15 protein-coding genes are annotated in these 16,346 nt (G+C 63.7%); 10 read left to right on the forward strand and 5 right to left on the reverse strand.

What is annotated here, in order from left to right; translation table 11 throughout:
• Nucleotides 1–55: 55 nt before the first annotated feature.
• A complete protein-coding gene (thiM, locus tag QMK32_RS07900; protein ID WP_283474177.1) occupies nt 56–886 on the reverse strand; it encodes a hydroxyethylthiazole kinase in 831 nt (276 codons plus the stop codon).
• Between the two features lie 80 nt (nt 887–966).
• Here thiM and QMK32_RS07905 point away from each other — a divergent pair, with 80 nt between their 5' ends.
• The gene (locus tag QMK32_RS07905) at nt 967–2,094 is read left to right on the forward strand and encodes a pyridoxal phosphate-dependent aminotransferase (RefSeq protein WP_283474710.1); all 1,128 of its coding nucleotides are present in this window, start codon (nt 967–969) and stop codon (nt 2,092–2,094) included.
• On the opposite strand, the gene QMK32_RS07910 is transcribed toward QMK32_RS07905, so the two are convergent.
• Nucleotides 2,068–3,087 carry a threonine aldolase family protein gene (locus tag QMK32_RS07910; protein ID WP_283474178.1) on the reverse strand — a complete coding sequence of 340 codons (1,020 nt, stop codon included), beginning with the start codon at nt 3,085–3,087 and terminating at the stop codon, nt 2,068–2,070. The two genes, QMK32_RS07905 and QMK32_RS07910, sit on opposite strands and share 27 nt — an antisense overlap.
• Nucleotides 3,088–3,164: 77 nt before the next feature.
• On the opposite strand from QMK32_RS07910, the gene QMK32_RS07915 reads away from it, so the two are divergent.
• Complete coding sequence (locus QMK32_RS07915) at nt 3,165–3,800, forward strand: TetR/AcrR family transcriptional regulator (RefSeq protein ID WP_283474179.1); 636 nt, start codon at nt 3,165–3,167, stop codon at nt 3,798–3,800.
• Nucleotides 3,801–3,957: 157 nt separating this feature from the next.
• Nucleotides 3,958–5,376 carry an adenylosuccinate lyase gene (gene purB / locus QMK32_RS07920; RefSeq protein ID WP_502943554.1) on the forward strand — a complete coding sequence of 473 codons (1,419 nt, stop codon included), beginning with the start codon at nt 3,958–3,960 and terminating at the stop codon, nt 5,374–5,376.
• Here purB and QMK32_RS07925 read toward each other — a convergent pair.
• On the reverse strand, nt 5,362–6,165 hold the full coding sequence (locus QMK32_RS07925) for an HAD-IIA family hydrolase (RefSeq protein ID WP_283474181.1): 804 nt from the start codon (nt 6,163–6,165) through the stop codon (nt 5,362–5,364). The two genes, purB and QMK32_RS07925, sit on opposite strands and share 15 nt — an antisense overlap.
• 52 nt (nt 6,166–6,217) lie before the next feature.
• On the opposite strand from QMK32_RS07925, the gene QMK32_RS07930 reads away from it, so the two are divergent.
• Genes QMK32_RS07930 through QMK32_RS07945 form a run of 4 tightly spaced genes read left to right on the forward strand, consistent with a single transcriptional unit; the run spans nt 6,218 to nt 9,564 of the window.
• Nucleotides 6,218–6,637 (forward strand): HIT family protein, encoded by a 420-nt coding sequence (locus QMK32_RS07930; RefSeq protein WP_269301262.1) that lies wholly within the window; start codon nt 6,218–6,220, stop codon nt 6,635–6,637.
• 7 nt (nt 6,638–6,644) lie between these two features.
• Nucleotides 6,645–7,706 carry a FecCD family ABC transporter permease gene (locus tag QMK32_RS07935; protein WP_283474183.1) on the forward strand — a complete coding sequence of 354 codons (1,062 nt, stop codon included), beginning with the start codon at nt 6,645–6,647 and terminating at the stop codon, nt 7,704–7,706.
• Nucleotides 7,703–8,764, forward strand: coding sequence for a FecCD family ABC transporter permease (locus QMK32_RS07940; protein WP_283474184.1), 1,062 nt, complete (start codon nt 7,703–7,705; stop codon nt 8,762–8,764). The genes QMK32_RS07935 and QMK32_RS07940 overlap by 4 nt, the downstream gene beginning before the upstream one ends.
• On the forward strand, nt 8,761–9,564 hold the full coding sequence (locus QMK32_RS07945; protein ID WP_283474186.1) for an ABC transporter ATP-binding protein: 804 nt from the start codon (nt 8,761–8,763) through the stop codon (nt 9,562–9,564). The genes QMK32_RS07940 and QMK32_RS07945 overlap by 4 nt, the downstream gene beginning before the upstream one ends.
• 10 nt (nt 9,565–9,574) lie before the next feature.
• Here the strand turns inward: QMK32_RS07945 and QMK32_RS07950 are convergent, their stop codons facing one another.
• Together QMK32_RS07950 and QMK32_RS07955 are read right to left on the reverse strand one after the other, a co-directional pair.
• Nucleotides 9,575–10,342, reverse strand: coding sequence for an SDR family oxidoreductase (locus tag QMK32_RS07950; RefSeq protein ID WP_283474711.1), 768 nt, complete (start codon nt 10,340–10,342; stop codon nt 9,575–9,577).
• Complete coding sequence (locus tag QMK32_RS07955; protein ID WP_283474188.1) at nt 10,336–11,457, reverse strand: isochorismate synthase; 1,122 nt, start codon at nt 11,455–11,457, stop codon at nt 10,336–10,338. The genes QMK32_RS07950 and QMK32_RS07955 overlap by 7 nt, the downstream gene beginning before the upstream one ends.
• A 132-nt stretch (nt 11,458–11,589) precedes the next feature.
• Here QMK32_RS07955 and QMK32_RS07960 point away from each other — a divergent pair, with 132 nt between their 5' ends.
• The 3 genes from QMK32_RS07960 to QMK32_RS07970 are packed head-to-tail and all read left to right on the forward strand — an operon-like array spanning nt 11,590 to nt 16,339.
• Nucleotides 11,590–12,882, forward strand: coding sequence for a lysine N(6)-hydroxylase/L-ornithine N(5)-oxygenase family protein (locus tag QMK32_RS07960; RefSeq protein WP_283474189.1), 1,293 nt, complete (start codon nt 11,590–11,592; stop codon nt 12,880–12,882).
• Nucleotides 12,882–14,594, forward strand: coding sequence for an ABC transporter ATP-binding protein (locus QMK32_RS07965; protein WP_283474190.1), 1,713 nt, complete (start codon nt 12,882–12,884; stop codon nt 14,592–14,594). Before QMK32_RS07960 ends, QMK32_RS07965 begins: the two co-directional genes overlap by 1 nt.
• Nucleotides 14,591–16,339, forward strand: coding sequence for an ABC transporter ATP-binding protein (locus QMK32_RS07970; RefSeq protein ID WP_283474191.1), 1,749 nt, complete (start codon nt 14,591–14,593; stop codon nt 16,337–16,339). The genes QMK32_RS07965 and QMK32_RS07970 overlap by 4 nt, the downstream gene beginning before the upstream one ends.
• The last annotated feature ends 7 nt before the right edge of the window (nt 16,340–16,346 follow it).

Consider the following 16,346-nt stretch of genomic DNA (forward strand, 5'->3'; position numbering starts at 1 on the left):
ACTGTCGGGGGCTCGAAACGAGATCTGTGGATAAGTGCCGTGCCTGTGGATAGGGCTAGAGCGTCAACGGTTCGACAAGAGCCGAACGCATGTCGTCCGGGGTCACCGAAGCCAGCGCATCAAGATATGCGACGGCGAAAGTTCCTGGGCCGTATGATTTTTCGGCTGCCCGTTCCGATGCGACTGCCACGTGTGCGTGTGCCGACGTTATACCGATTAACGGTGTCGGTGACACGCTGAGGTACGCGGCCACGAGCGCCGCGAGCGAACATCCAGTAGCCGTGACCTTGGTCAGAAGTGGGCTACTTCCACCGACCTTCACGCCCACGGGCCCGGCTTCGCTTCGTCCGACGATGTAGTCGACCGGACCGGACGCCGACACCACGTGCGCGAACTCGAGCAATGCCACTGCTGCTGGAACGGCAGCCTCGGAATCGGAAGCACTGTCGACTCCGCGCGCGAAGCTGCCCAGCCCTGCAAGCGCGATGATCTCCGACGCGTTCCCGCGAATTGCCGTGGGTTCGAGCGTCAAGAGCCCGGCGGCGAGTTCGGTCCGCCATGGTAGTCCGCCGACGCCCACCGGATCCAGGACCCACGGCGTGCCTGCGGCACGAGCAGCCTCCGCTGCCAGCGTGAAGGCGGCAGCGGTTCCATCGTCGGGGGTGCCCAGGTTGACGAGAACTCCGGAAGCGATCGAGGCGAATCCGGCGGCCTCGTGGACATTGTCGATGTGCGCGTTGCTGGCCCCGGCGGCGAGCAGAACATTGGTGACGAAGTTGGCGGACACCACGTTGGTCAGTGATTGCACCAGCGGAGTCGACGAGCGGAGTGCATCGAGGGCATTCGCTACGTCGGTCACGGTGGGGCAGGTCGTCGATTCCGGCATTCGTACAGTCTTTCACCGCGGGCTAGCCTCGAGGTGTGCGCACAGAGTCGAACAGATCCAAGATCGAGCCGTTCCACGTGATGGACGTATTCAAAGCCGCTGCCCTGCGAGCGCGCACGCACGGCGACGTACTCTCCCTGGCCGCCGGACAACCGTCGACGTCGGCGCCTGCTCCGGTACTTCGGGCGGCACGGGAGGCCCTCGACGCACATGTACTCGGGTACACCGAGACACTCGGCATCCTGCCGCTGCGCGAAGCCATCGCCCGGCATCATGCACACGAGGCGGGGGTCCCGGTACATGCCGACGACGTCGTGGTGACCACCGGCTCTTCGGGGGCATTCACGCTGCTGTTTCTGGCGGCCTTCGACGTCGGCGACACCGTGGTCATGGCTCGGCCCGGGTACCCGGCCTACCGGAATTCACTCGCTGCACTCGGGTGTCGGGTCGTGGAACTGGACTGCGGGATCGAGTCCAGATTTCAGCCGACGGTCGCGATGCTCGACGCTTTGCCGGAACCGCCCGCAGGGTTGATCATCGCCAGTCCCGCCAACCCGACGGGCACCATCATCGACGCCGACGAACTCGCCGCGATCGCACGCTGGTGTGAGCAGCACGGAACGTTGCTGATCTCCGACGAGATCTATCACGGCATCTCCTACGGTGACGCCCGGACGTCGAGCGCGTGGGAGACCTCGAAGGAATCGGTAGTGATCGGTTCGGTGTCGAAGTACTTCTCGATGACGGGCTGGCGGCTCGGTTGGATGCTGTTGCCACAGACCTTGCACCGGGCGGTGGAGCGACTGGCATCGAACATGACCGTCTGCCCGCCCGCGATCTCGCAGGTAGCGGCCATTGCCGCGTTCTCCGAGGAATCACGCACCGAACTCGACGCTCACGTGCGCCGCTACGCCGTCAACCGCACAATCCTGCTCGACGGTTTGGCTGCCGGCGGGATCACCGATCTCGCGCCTGCGGACGGGGCGTTCTACGCGTACGCCGACATCGAGCACCTGACCCTGGACTCACGGGCATGGTGCGAGAACGTGCTCGCGACGACGGGTGTGGCACTTGCCCCCGGCGTCGACTTCGATACCGAGGCAGGGCACCACACCGTTCGATTCTCGTTCGCAGGTACGACCGAGCACATGCGGGAGGCATTGGTGCGCCTGGCACCGGTCCTACGCGCGCACAGCCGACAGGCGTGAGAGGACATCGCGGATGTCGGCCTCGGACACGTCGCGATGCGTCACGAATCGGACTTTGCCCGCAACAGTGACGGCGCCGATGCCCTTCTCTGCAAGCTCGGAGACGGTTCCGACGGGGTCGGCCGACGTCGCGAGCACGATGTTCGTATCCGGTTCCACCACATCCCAACCCCGCTCGCGTAGCCCCTCGGCCAGCAGTCGAGCGTTGACGTGGTCGGTCGCGAGCGAAGCGAGGTTGTCCAGCGCCACCAGCCCTGCCGCTGCGAGAATTCCGCCTTGACGAACGCCGCCGCCGAGCATCTTGCGGACGCGTCGAGCCTCGACGATGCGAGCCGAATCGGATACGAGCATCGACCCGACAGGAGCGCCGAGTCCCTTGCTCAGACACACCTGGACGGTGTCGGCGCCGACTGTCAGTTCGCGGGGGTGCACACCCTGCGCAACGGCCGCATTCCAGACACGGGCCCCGTCGAGGTGCACAAGCAGGCCCGCGTTGCGAGCCGCATCCAGCAGCGAGTTCCATTCCTCGGGTCCGAACACTGCACCGCCGGCGAAGTTATGCGAGTTCTCCAGACACAGCAGCGTGGTGTTCAGGGTGAAGTACGGCCCAGGTCCGCCTGCCGACGCCATCACGGTCGCAGGCGTCGGACGCCCGGGCCCACCGTCGTGTGGCAGCGCCGACGGCATTCCTTGCGCCAACCACGCTGCCGTCCCCAGCTCGGACCCGAGAACATGAGAATGCTCCGGCGCCAGAAACGCATCACCACGTCGCAAGTGCAGCATCAGCGCGATGATGTTGCCCATCGAACCGCTCGGGACCCACAGTGCGGCCTCGTATCCGAGCATCGACGCGACGCGTTCTTCCAATCGCGCCATCGTCGGGTCGTGGTCGAGGACATCGTCACCGACCTCGGCATCGGCCATCGCAGCCCGCATGGCCGTATCCGGGCGAGTCACCGTATCGGAGCGGAGGTCGATAGTTCTGTGTTGCATGAAGTTCACGATTGCACACGATCGAATGGCCCGTTTGCCCCAGCGGAGAAGGGCGGGCCTGGCACGATGGCTTTCAAATGCCAGAAGCACCTGCAGGGCCAACAACCAAGGTGTCGGGCGCAACCCCGAAAGGGGAGCGTCGACGACACGCATTGGCGTCTGCCGCCGCTGAACTCCTGGTGGAGGGCGGATTCGACGCGGTGCGCCACCGCGCGGTCGCAACCCGCGCGGATCTTCCGCTCGCATCGACGACGTACTACTTCCACTCGCTCGCCGACCTCATCGCGTGCGCCGTGGAAATACTGGGCAACCGCGAACTCGAAGTGATGAGGGGACGGATCGACGAACTCGGAAATCTCGATCAGGACGTCGAGTCGACAGTCGAACTGATCGTGGACCTGCTCATCGGGCCGGAAGACGACTTGATCGAAGGACGCGAACGGCTCATCGCCCGCTACGAACGATTCATCGCCTCGGCGCGACACCCCGAGTTGCGGGAAGTGCAGTTGCGGTTGCGCGCGCAGATCGACGACCTGCTCACCGACGTCCTGCGACGCTCAGGACGCATCGTCGACGAACTGCAACTACGACGGCTCGTGGCCGTCGTCGACGGCGTCGTGGTCGGTGCTCTCGGCGAGGTCGACCCCGAACCCCGAGCGATGGCCCGGAGCATGTTGATCAGAGTCATCGACGTCGTGGCCCCCGCACAATGAACGCAGTACCACCTGGTCGTTCCGCAGGCTCCACTCCTGCCCCACCTGGTCGTTCCGCAGGCTCCACTCCTGCCTACCTGGTCGTTCCGCAGGCTCCACTCGTGCCTGAACCACCTGGTCGTTCCGCAGGCTCCACTCCTGCGTAAACTTGCCTCTCGTGACTATTCCGAATGTCCTGGCCACCCGTTATGCGAGCAAAGAACTGGTGAACCTGTGGTCTCCGGAGCACAAGATCGTCCTCGAGCGCCAGCTGTGGTTGGCCGTTCTCAAAGCGCAGGCCACCCTCGGTGTCGATGTGCCCACTGCCGCGATCAACGACTACGAGAACGTGATCGGCACCGTCGACCTCGCGTCGATCGCTGCGCGTGAGCGTGTCACCCGCCACGACGTCAAGGCCCGTATCGAGGAGTTCAACGCTCTCGCGGGCCACGAGCACATCCACAAGGGTTTGACTTCTCGTGACCTGACCGAGAACGTCGAGCAGCTGCAGATTCTTCGCTCGATGGAACACGTCCACAGTCACGGCGTGGCCGTTGCTGCGCGGCTCGCCGAACGCGCCGCGGAATACTCCTCCCTCGTGATGGCAGGGCGCAGTCACAATGTCGCCGCACAGGCAACGACCCTCGGCAAGCGCTTTGCATCGGCGGCGGACGAGCTGTTGATCGGCCTCGCTCGGATGCAGGAGCTGATCGCGCGTTACCCCCTTCGCGGTATCAAGGGCCCGATGGGTACCTCGCAGGACATGCTCGACCTGTTCGGGGGAGACGCCTCGAAGTTGACCGCTCTGGAGCGCATCGTCGCCGACCACCTCGGGTTCCGGCACGTGCTCACCAGCGTCGGTCAGGTCTACCCTCGCTCGCTCGACCACGACGTCGTATCCGCCCTCGTTCAGATCGGGGCCGCACCTTCCTCGTTCGCTCATACGGTTCGGTTGATGGCAGGCCACGAGCTGGTGACCGAGGGCTTCCAGCCCGGTCAGGTCGGCTCTTCGGCGATGCCACACAAGATGAACACGCGTTCGTGTGAGCGCGTCAACGGTCTGCAGGTGGTGTTGCGCGGTTACGGATCGATGGCGGCCGAACTGGCAGGCGCGCAGTGGAACGAGGGCGACGTCTTCTGCTCGGTCGTCCGCCGCGTCGCGCTACCGGATGCGTTCTTTGCAATCGACGGCATGATCGAGACACTCCTGACGGTGCTCGACGAGTTCGGTGCGTACCCGGCCGTCATCGCCAAGGAACTCACGCGCTACCTGCCGTTCCTCGCGACGACGAAGGTGCTCATGGCTTCCGTTCGCGCCGGGGTCGGTCGTGAAACGGCACATGAGGCCATCAAGGAACACGCTGTCGCTGTCGCACTCGCGATGCGGGAGCAGGGGCAGGATCCGGATCTGCTGGATCGCCTCGCCGCCGATGACCGCATCCCGCTCGATCGCGCCGGTCTCGATGCCGCTCTTGCCGACAAGTCGGCGTTCATCGGCTCGTCGGAATCGCAGGTCGCGGCCGTCGTCTCCGACGTCGAGACGCTGATCGCGCAGTTCCCAGAAGCTGCGAAGTACTCTCCGTCACCGATTCTCTAGTAGCTCCGGCAGATCGGCCACCGAACCGATGACGTGATTCGGCTGCAGACCGAATTCGTTCTTGGCTCGGCGGTCGAGGGCGTCCTGGCGGAACTTCCCGGTGCGGACCAGGACACCGGTCATGCCGACGACCTGGGCTGCGAGTACGTCGTTGTCGATGTCGTCACCGACCATGACGACGTCGACCGGGTCGGCGCCCATTCTTTCTGCGGCGGTCTGAAAGCCAAGTGGCGCAGGCTTTCCGATGGCTTGCGCAGTGTGTCCGGATGCCTTCTCCATGCCGACGAGATACATTCCGGTGTCGATGCGGAGTCCGGCTCCGGTGGTCCACATGAGACTTCGATGCATTGCGACGACGGGGATGCCGCGGCACAGCCAGTCGTAGACCCGGCTCAGGCGCTCGTGGGTGAACTCGGGACCTGCCCCGCCGACGACGACGACGTCGGGATCGTGCGTCGACGACTCGTCCACGAACTCGATTCCCGGCATGTCGCCAGCGATGTCGCCGTTGTTGACGAGTACGACGGAAGCGCCCGGGTAGGTTTCGCGCAGGTGGTCTGCGGTGAGGCTCGCGGCCGTGACGATGTCGTCGGCAAGGACCGGAAGACCGACTCCTGTCAACGACTCCGCGATCTGTGTACGAGTTTTCGAGGTGGTGTTCGTCAGGAACGCGCGGGCGATGTCCTTGCGGTCGAGATAGTCGAGAGTCTCGCGGGCACCCGGGAGAGGCTTCCACGACGTGACGAGCACCCCGTCGATGTCGAACAGAACGCCGCCCAAGATACTCATGGTCAGACTTTAATCGCAGCACCGTTTCGGTGCAGTTCTAGACTGTCTCTTTGTGAACCCCTATACGATCTTTGCCGAAATCATTGCAGGGAACGCGGAATCGTCTCGCGTCTACGAGGACGACGTGGTCATCGCGTTCATGGACATCCGGCCGGTCACGCGTGGGCACGTTCTGGTGGTCCCGAAGAAGCAGGCTCGCTCGTTGGCGGAGTTGGAGCCGGACACCGGCGGTCATCTGTTCGTCGTCGGGCAGAAGATCGCGGCCGCGCTGCGGGCGAGCGACCCCCGATGCGCGGGGGTGAATCTGTTTCTTGCGGATGGCGAAATCGCAGGCCAGGAAATCTTCCATGTCCATCTTCATGTCATTCCGCGTACCTCGGGTGACGGATTCGGTCTTCGTGCCCGACCGACTTCCCCCGAACGCGCCGAGCTCGACACCCAGGCTGCACATATCGCGGACGCTTTGGGGTAACTGATCCATGCCTGTGGCAACGAAGAAGACCGATGAGTCCGACAGGCTCGAACAGTCCGGTGGGCTCGCCGAGACGAACTCGCGCCGCGCTCTCGGCCTTTTCGTTCTGCTCGGCGTTCTGGCCGCGATCTGTCTGCTCAGTATCGCGGTCGGCACCAAGTACATTCCGCCGAGCGAGGTCTGGAATGCGCTGTTCCACTTCGACGAGTCGAACAACCACGTCATCATCCGCGAGATCCGTGTACCGCGGACGGTGCTGGGGTTGATCGTCGGTGTCGCTCTCGGTGTCAGCGGCGCGCTTATTCAGGCTATGACGCGTAACCCGTTGGCGGACCCGGGCATCCTCGGAGTCAACGCCGGTGCGGCCTTCTTCGTCGCACTCGCTGTCGGCATGCTGGGATTCACCGGGATCTGGTCCTATATCTGGTTCGCGTTCCTCGGCGCCATCCTCGCGACGGTGGCGGTGTATGCACTCGGATCCATGTCACGAGCCGGTGCGACTCCGATCAGGCTCACGCTGTCCGGAATTGCGCTGTCCGCGGTGCTCGGGGGCATCACTTCCGGCATGCTGCTGCTCGATCCAGATGCGTTCGACAAGATGCGATTGTGGGGTGCTGGTTCTTTGGCTGGTCGAGGACTGGACATTTCGTTGGCGATCTCGCCGTTCGTCATCGTCGGTTCGGTGCTCGCACTCGTCATCGCGCGACCCCTCAATGCACTTGCGCTCGGAGACGATCTCGCTCGGTCGCTGGGTGCGAAGGTGAACAGCACCCGGGTGATCGGCGTCATTGCAGTCACTCTTCTGGCCGGTGCTGCGACGGCGGCCGCAGGTCCGATCGGCTTCGTCGGCTTGATGATTCCGCACATGGTGCGGTGGTTCGTCGGACCAGATCAGCGATGGATCCTGCTGTACACCGTGGTGGCGGCGCCGTGCCTGCTGCTGCTCTCCGACATCGTCGGGCGACTGGTCATCAGGCCTGGCGAACTGCAGGTCGGGATCGTCACCGCGTTCGTCGGAGCGCCAGTGCTCATCTTTCTCGTGCGCCGCAAGAAAGTCAGTGGGCTGTGACGACCGAGACCGAGGTCGATTTCGGTCGCAGAGTTCGCATCATTCGCCTTGCCGGTGACAAGCTCAGCGGGCGGGTAGACATCCGCACCGTGGTGGTCTGCTGCCTTCTGGCGCTCGTATCGCTCGCCGTCGCTGTCCTAGCGCTCGGCACCGGTGACTACTACATCGCGCCGGGCGAAGTACTGGCCGCGGTGTTTTCCGATGCCGGAAGGTTCACCGAACTGATCGTCATGGAGTGGCGATTCCCGAGGGTAGCCCTGGCTTTGCTTCTCGGTGGTGCTCTGGGTGTGTCGGGTGCGATCTTCCAATCGCTGACGCGAAATCCGTTGGGAAGCCCTGACATCATCGGCTTCGACACCGGCTCGTACACCGGTGCGCTGATCGTCATCCTCGCGCTGGGAGGTGGCTACTATCCCACCGGCGTGGGCGCCTTCGTCGGTGGGATCTCTACTGCTGCAGTGGTGTACGTCCTCGCTTTCAAACGTGGAGTGCAAGGGTTTCGGCTGATCATCGTCGGTATTGCGATCAGCGCGATCCTGGCGTCGGTCAACACGTGGTTGATCGTCAAAGCCGATCTTTCCGATGCCCTGGCCGCAGCGGTGTGGGGCGCGGGGACTCTCAACGGTCTCAGCTGGGGGCAGGTACGTCCGGTGGTGATCGTGTTGATCGTTCTCACACCGCTGCTGGCCATCTTCGCGGGGCGCCTCCGGATGCTCGAGATGGGTGACGACGCGGCGAAAGCGCTCGGTATCCGGGCGGAGCCGACGCGGCTGATACTCATCGTTCTCGGCGTGGCGCTGACCGCGCTCGTCACGGCAGTGGCCGGTCCGATCTCGTTCATCTCGCTCGCTGCGCCGCAGCTGGTTCGACGCTTGACCAAGACTGCGGGTGTCGCGCTGATTCCCTCGGCGGTGATGGGTGCACTGCTACTGCTCGTCAGTGACTATGCCGCGCAGCGCATATTCGCGCCGACGCAGTTGCCGGTCGGTGTCGTGACGGTGTCCATCGGTGGGGCATATTTCGTGTGGTTGTTGGCTCGGGAAGGTAGAAAACAGTGACTGGAAAGAAGCCGCGCTTACATGCGGACGACGTCACGATCGGATACGACAAGCGAATCGTCAGTGAGGGGCTGACCGTCGAGATTCCAGACGGTCAGTTCACCGTCATCGTCGGTCCCAACGCGAGCGGCAAATCGACGTTACTGCGAGCACTGTCGCGGTTGTTGAAACCGACGGTAGGGACGGTACTTCTGGACGGCAAGGCAATCTCGACTTATCCGGCCAAGGAAGTTGCCCGACGCCTCGGGCTGCTGCCGCAGACGTCTATCGCGCCGGACGGTATTTCGGTGGCGGATCTCGTTGCACGCGGCCGTTATCCGCATCAGAAGCTGATAAGGCAATGGTCGCGGGACGACGAGGCTGCTGTCGTGTTCGCGATGAACGCGACCGGCGTGAACGATCTCTCCGGACGGTTGGTCGACGAGTTGTCCGGAGGGCAGCGTCAGCGAGTGTGGGTGGCAATGGTTCTCGCCCAGCAAACCCCGTTGATGTTGCTCGACGAACCGACGACGTTCCTCGACATCGCGCATCAGATCGACCTTCTCGATCTGTGCGCGCAACTCAATCGAGATCAGGGCACCACGATGGTCGCTGTGCTGCACGATCTCAATCACGCCTGTCGCTATGCCGATCACATCATCGCGATGAAGGACGGCGCGGTGGTCACTCGCGGTAATCCTGCGGAGGTCATCACCGCGGAACTGGTGGAGGCGGTATTCGGATTGCCGTGTCGCATCATCGAGGACCCGGAGTCGCTCACGCCTTTGGTCATTCCGCTCGCGCGCCCACGACCCTCGTGATGGATGCCGGTCATGCTCGCAGCGTGGCGCCGCCGTCGACGTAGAGCGACTGCATGGTGATGTGACGGGCTCGATCCGACAGTAGGAACTCGACAGCGTCGGCGACGTCCTCAGGAGAAGCTATGCGGCCCAAAGGGATTCCATTCTTGAAGGTCGCGAGATCGCCGTCGATGACCGGCCGTGCGTAGGACATGTCTTTCGGGTCCGCCCACATCGAGCGTTGCATGTCGGTGTCGGTCGAACCCGGAGCGACGATGTTCGCGCGAACTCCGTACGGTGCCAATTCCAAGCCGAGTACACGGGTCAGCATGGTGGATGCAGCTTTCGAGGATCCGTAGGCGCCCATCGACATGCGCGGTACACCCGCAGCATTGGATCCGACTACAACGATGGACCCGGCCCGTCGCTCACGCATCGATCGACCGACGGCTCGGACGACGTTGAGTAGCCCGAACAGGTTGACCTCGAACATGTCCCGCCAGTCGTCGACGTCGGAGTCCAGGATGGATCCGGTGTCGAGAATGCCTGCGATATGGGCGAGTGCGGTGATGGGACCGGCGGACTCCTCGATCGCCGTGACCGCGGTGAGTACGGCTTCGGCGTCGCGCACGTCTACTACGTGAGCGGTGGCCACGCCGGTGATCTGCGACGCCGTATGCGTCATACCGGCTGCGTCGATATCGAGCAGTGCGAGGTCGTGGCCTGCTCGAGCGAGCGATATGGCGACAGCGCGGCCGATTCCGTTACCCGCTCCGACCACGACTGCGAGCGTCACAATGCCACCCCGAGGGCGCCGAGGAGAGTGCCGAACTTGGTTACCGTCTCTCGTAATTCGGTGTCCGGGTCCGATTCGGCGACGATTCCCCCGCCTGCGTAGGCCGTCATGCGCTTTCGGTCGCTGCTGATCTCCGCGCAACGGATGGCCACCATCCATTCGCCGTCCCCGTCTGCGGTGCACCATCCGACGGCGCCTGCGTAGAAGCCACGCTCACCCTCGAGTTCCTCGATCGTGCGGTACGCGAGGTCGGTGGGTGTCCCACACACAGCGGGTGTGGGATGTAGTGCGCGTGCGAGATCGAGTGCAGTAGTGGATGGATCACGTAGTTCGCCGCGTATCGGAGTGCCCAGGTGCCAGAGTTGCGGAGTGTGAGCCAGGGTCGGCTCCGACGGTATGTCCAGCTCGCTGCAGAACGGGGCGAGCGAGTCCCTGATTGCATCGACGACGAAGGCGTGTTCGCGTCGGTCCTTGTCCGACTCGGTCAGACTGCGTCCGTTTTGCCGATCGCGCGCCGCGTCGGGGTGGCGAGGGGCAGATCCGGCCAGTGGGTGACACGTGACCACCGTTCCACGCCGGCGAACAAGTACCTCCGGGCTCGATCCGACGAGGGTTCTGCCTACGTAGGGGCCGCCTGCGGCGCTCAGGTCGACGCAATAACCGTTGCGCTCGGGTGTTCCTGCTATCAGGGCCGCTAGAACGGCGGTCGGATCGACTGTGCCGTCTGCGATCAGGGTCAGCGTGCGTGCCAGGACCACCTTCTGCAGGGGCGTCGAATGCTCGCGGAGTACGTCGAGTGCAGTGCGGACTCGGTCGGTGTGTTCGCCGTCATCGAGTGGGTCGGCGAGGACGAACGTTGGTAGAGAGGGGTATTCGGACTTCGGACTCCAGGGCTGTTGCGTCACGGTGAACACTTCCGGTGCGGACAGTGCGCAGTGTGCCTGCGTGGAGAAGGGAAGGGCGCCGACGATCGTGGGGACTTCTCCCGAGTGCAGCGCAGCTTCGGCCGCGGCAACGCTGTCGTACTGGGCGCGCAGTCCATGAGCTGATACCGAGCCGTGTGGGCGTGAGAGAACGAACCGTCCGGTGGTGGTGTGGACGGCGGTGTGAGAGCCCATTCGCGTACCTCTTTTCTTCTCGCTTGGATCCGTCGACTCGCGGAACGGTTAGGTATGCGTAGCCTAAACTTATCTTCCTGCAATAGGTTAGGCTACGTTCACTCCGACCCGATAAAGGATGACTGGAACCACATGGCGAACACCCTTCCCGACGTAGTAGACATCCTCGGAGTCGGCTATGGACCGTCCAATCTGGGACTTGCGATAGCGCTGGAGGAACGCAACGCGCAGGTGCCCGCAGGTGACCGCCTCACCTCGATGTTCGTGGAAAGGGAATCCGGCTTCACCTGGCATCCCGGCATGCTGCTGCCCGGCGCGACCATGCAGATTTCGTTTCTGAAGGATCTGGCGACGCAGCGCAACACCGGTAGTGAGTACACGTTTCTCGAATACCTCTCGCAGCGTGGTCGTTTGACGCACTTCATCAACCTGCAGACGTTCTTTCCCTCCCGACTGGAGTTCCACGACTACCTGACCTGGGCGGCGGACAAAGTAGCCGCCGACGTGCTCTACGGCTCGTCGGCCACCGGAGTTGCGTGGACGGGTGAGCATTTCGAGGTCACCGTCGAGACATCGGATGGGGAGAGTCGCACTCTGCGCTCGCGCGAGGTCGTGCTTGCAGGCGGGCTCACCCCGAAACTCCCCGCGGGCGTCGTAACGGGGGAGCGCGTCTTCCACAATCACCGGGTACTCGATCATCTCGAGGGATTGCCGGAGATACGCCATCAGCGATTCGTCGTGGTCGGTGCAGGTCAGAGCGCCGCCGAAGTGCTCGCCCACCTCCACGATCGGTACCCCGGCGCGGAGGTGCACGCCGTGTTCGGCAAGTACGGGTACAGCCCTGCCGACGACAGTCCCTACGCCAACCGCGTTTTCGATCCGGAGGCCGTCGACGATTTCTATACTTCCTCCCCGCAGCTTCGCGAACAATTGATTGCCTACCACCGCAGCACCAATTACTCCGCCGTCGATTTGCCGTTGATCGAGGAACTCTACGAGCGTGAGTACGGGGAACGAGTCTCCGGCGACCGCAGACTGTTCGTCCACGGTGCGTCCGAAGTGTCGACGCCGCGCGTGACCGGGACCGGAGTAGAGGTATCGGTGCATCATCGACCGACGGGCCGCGAGGACACATTGCTCTGTGACGCAGTGATTTTCGCGACCGGTTTTAAACCGCTGGATCTGCGTGCCATCCTGGGTCCACTTGCTGATGATTGCAATTTCGCTGCGGACGGAACTCCTGAGGTCCAACGCGACTACCGACTGCGCACCGCAGAGAAGGTCACCGGTGGGATCTACCTCCAGGGCGGAACAGAGCACTCGCACGGACTGACCTCCTCGTTGCTGTCGAACATCGCGGTGCGATCCGGAGAACTCGTGGACTCACTCGCTTCCAGGGCGATGCTCGACGCCGTGCTGACGTGATGAAACTGCCGATTCTCTTCGACGCGCCTGTGACTCCACTCCCGACCACCGATATTTCGATCACGTCGTCGACGACGCCACGTCAGCTGACGTTACGAACCATGTTCGCGGCGAAGAAGTACACGATCCCGGCGGGGGTGCTGATGATCGTCCATCAGCTCTGCGCTGCACTGGTTCCCGTCATCATGGGCCTGGCGATCGACCGAGCGATCAGCGCACGTGACCCTCGGCAGATGGTCCTGTGGATCGCGGTACTGGCGCTCGACTACGCCTTCGTGTCGTTCACCTTTCGCTTCGGTGGGCGCATCGGATTCCTCGGCATGAATTCCATCGCGCATCAGGTGCGTACGAAGATCACCGATCGCATCCTCGATGCACGCGGCATGGCCGGACCTGCTCGTCAACCCGGAATGTTGTTGAGTATTGCCACTTCCGACGCGCGTGCCCTGGCGACTTCGGTCGCAATCGTCATCTACCCCCTCGGTGAGTTCGCCGCCGTGCTCTTCGCAGCAGTGATCCTGCTGACCATTTCCTGGCCGCTCGGGCTGGCCATCCTCGTTGCGACGCCGCTGATGCTGTGGCTGATGGACCGGGCGGGATCTCCACTGCGCCGCAGAAGTGTTCAGCAGCAGCAGGTCGCCGGGGAGGCTGCCGGTACCGCCTCCGACCTGGTTGGAGGGTTCCGGATCGTGAAGGGGATCGGTGCAGAGCACGCGGCAGGTCGGCGTTACCAGGCTGCCAGCGAGCGCGCCCTGCAGGGGACGTTGAAGGCGAATGTGGCTCGGGCCGGTTACCTCGGTTCGATGGAGACAGTGTCCGGGTTGTTCATCGCAGGCGTTGCGGTCGCGGCAGGTCTGATGGCGGTCGGTGGTGCGATGACCGTTGGTCAGCTGATCACCGTGGTTGCAGTGACGCAGTTCGTCCTGGGCCCGCTCCAGGCATTCGCATCCAATTTCGGCACCATCTGGGCTGGGGCTCTGGCCTCGGCGGAACGAGTAGCGAGCGTTCTCGATGCCGAGTACGCGAGCGAGCGGCCCGCCAATCTCGGAGTTGCCACCGGTTTCGAGGTGAACTTCGTCGGTACCGAATGCGGCGGCGTCAGCGCAGTGAATTGGCAAGTGCCGGAGGGCGAGTTCGTTGCCGTGCAGGCGGACCCGGTCGCCACGGCCGCGCTTGCCGCGGTACTCGGCGGACTCGCCCGACCCGAAGCAGGTTCCGTCACCGTCGGCGGCATCGACATCGACGCACTGCAGCGATCCGACCGCAGGAAGACCCTGCTGGTTGCTCCACACCACAGTGACTTGTTCGAGGGGACGGTTCTCGACAACATAGAGGCTGCAGGCCCCGTCACCGACGACGCAGTGACACGGGCAGTGTTCGCTGCCGCCTGCGACGACGTCGCCCTGGCCCTACCCGACGGGCTCGACACCGACGTCGGTGAGGCAGGTCGGCTGTTGTCCGGTGGACAGCGTCAACGAGTCTGCCTTGCGAGGGCGTTGGCTGCCGATCCGGCAGTGCTGGTTCTTCTCGATCCGACGACCGCGGTCGATTCGGTCACCGAAGCGGTGGTGGCAGAGCGCATCGTTCGGGAGCGAAGCGGTCGCACGACCATCGTGTTCACCTCGGCGCCTGCCCTGTTGGCTGCGGCCTCGCGGGTGTTGACGGTCGAGACCGTGACCGCGGGCCACTCGAAAGTGTTGGAGTACAAGTGAAGCTACCGATAGCGGACGCGCGCGCCGTCCGAGCCGAGGTGCGGCGTTCGCTGGCCGGTCAGGGTGGACCCTTGGCCGCCGTCGTGACGACCATGGTCATCGGTGCCGCTCTGGGTCTCGTTGCGCCGTGGGCTCTCGGTCGAATGGTCGACGTCGTCATCGACGAGGGCGCCTCCGATCGAATCTGGGTGCTAGGCATCGTGATGGTGTGTGCGGCACTGGGGTTTGCCGGGTTCACCGCCCTCGGGGTCGTGCTGTCTTCGCGGTTGTTCGAAACGGCACTCGCTCGACTGCGTGAGCGGATGTTCGCCACCAGTCTGTCGCTACCGCTCGAACGGGTCGAACGAGCTGGAAGCGGAGATCTTCTCTCCCGCGCTACCGACGATGTCGACGAGGTCTCTTCGGCAATCGAGAACGTCGTTCCCGCCCTGTCGACTTCGCTGTTCACGGTGATACTGACCGCGGTCGGCTTGACGGCGTTGGATTGGCGGTTCCTCGGTGCGCTGGTGCTGGTGGTGCCGATCTACGTGCTGGCAGTGCGGTGGTATCTGCGACATGCGCCGGGTATCTACGCCGCCGAGCGGGCAGCGATGGGCTTGCGGGCACAACAGGTACTCGGGTCCATCCGCGGCCTCAGGACAGTGCACGAATTCGATCTGGCACCGAAACTGTCGAGCCGCATCGGGTTTCACTCGTGGGAGGTCGTCCGCTGGACGATGCGAGCGCGCATCGTGCAGAACCGGTTCTATGGTCGGCTCAACACGGCTCAGTTCGTCGCGATGGCAGCCCTGCTGGTCATCGGTTACTTTCTCGTCGGCGCCGATGCATTGACGGTCGGTGCGACGACGACGGCAATGCTGTTCTTCCTTCGGTTGTTCGATCCGATCGATGCTCTCCTGCTCGTCATCGACGAGTTGCAATCGGCACTTGCATCGCTGGCTCGCATCGTCGGGGTCATCGAGATCGGTGATGGAGTGCTCTCGACGCGAGAGGAGTCGATCGCGTTGCCGGCCGCCGGGGTGCTCGAGGCGAGGCAAGTGAGCTTCGGATACTCGGCGTCGTCCCCGGTGTTGGACGAAGTCGACATCAGCATCGCGATCGGTGAGACCGTCGCGCTCGTGGGTTCGTCCGGAGCAGGTAAGAGCACTCTTGCGGCTTTGCTCGCCGGGGTGTTCTCACCCGATCGCGGGCGGGTGAACTTCGGTTCGGTTTCCTTGTTCGATGCACCAGAAGTGCAACGAGCGCAACGGATCGTGCTCGTCTCGCAAGAGGTACACGTCTTCACCGGGACGCTGCGCGAAGATCTGGCGCTGGCGGATCCGAATGCGGACGACGCGGCGATGGAGTCGGCGCTCGGAAGGGTTCTCGCAGGTGACTGGTTCGACCTACTGCCTGATGGCCTCGACACCCGCGTGGGAGATGGCGGGCATCGGTTGACACCGATGCAGGCTCAACAGCTCGCCCTCGCACGAGTGGTGCTTCTCGATCCGCCGGTGGTCATTCTCGACGAAGCGACCGCGGATGCTGGTAGTGCCGGTGCGTCGCTGTTGGAGCGATCCGCGGAGGCTGCGATCGAGGGCCGCAGTGCGCTGATCGTCGCGCACCGATTGAGTCAGGCCCGTCGCGCAGACCGAATCATGTTGATGGACAAAGGAAAGATCATCGAGACGGGGTCGCACGAGTATCTGCTCCAGCGGGCAGGCCGGTATGCGGAACTGTGGGCGGCCTGGAGCCGTCACCGCTGACAGCGAG

The sequence above is a fragment of the Rhodococcus sp. H29-C3 genome, from assembly GCF_030063405.1.
Lineage (GTDB): Bacteria > Actinomycetota > Actinomycetes > Mycobacteriales > Mycobacteriaceae > Rhodococcoides.

Coding starts and splice junctions, on each gene's coding strand:
- thiM (WP_283474177.1), bottom strand. CDS start 886: ATGCCGGAATCGACGACCTGCCCCACCGTGACCGACGTAGCGAATGCC.
- QMK32_RS07905 (WP_283474710.1), top strand. CDS start 967: ATGGACGTATTCAAAGCCGCTGCCCTGCGAGCGCGCACGCACGGCGAC.
- QMK32_RS07910 (WP_283474178.1), bottom strand. CDS start 3,087: ATGCAACACAGAACTATCGACCTCCGCTCCGATACGGTGACTCGCCCG.
- QMK32_RS07915 (WP_283474179.1), top strand. CDS start 3,165: ATGCCAGAAGCACCTGCAGGGCCAACAACCAAGGTGTCGGGCGCAACC.
- QMK32_RS07925 (WP_283474181.1), bottom strand. CDS start 6,165: ATGAGTATCTTGGGCGGCGTTCTGTTCGACATCGACGGGGTGCTCGTC.
- QMK32_RS07935 (WP_283474183.1), top strand. CDS start 6,645: ATGCCTGTGGCAACGAAGAAGACCGATGAGTCCGACAGGCTCGAACAG.
- QMK32_RS07955 (WP_283474188.1), bottom strand. CDS start 11,457: ATGGGCTCTCACACCGCCGTCCACACCACCACCGGACGGTTCGTTCTC.
- QMK32_RS07960 (WP_283474189.1), top strand. CDS start 11,590: ATGGCGAACACCCTTCCCGACGTAGTAGACATCCTCGGAGTCGGCTAT.
- QMK32_RS07965 (WP_283474190.1), top strand. CDS start 12,882: ATGAAACTGCCGATTCTCTTCGACGCGCCTGTGACTCCACTCCCGACC.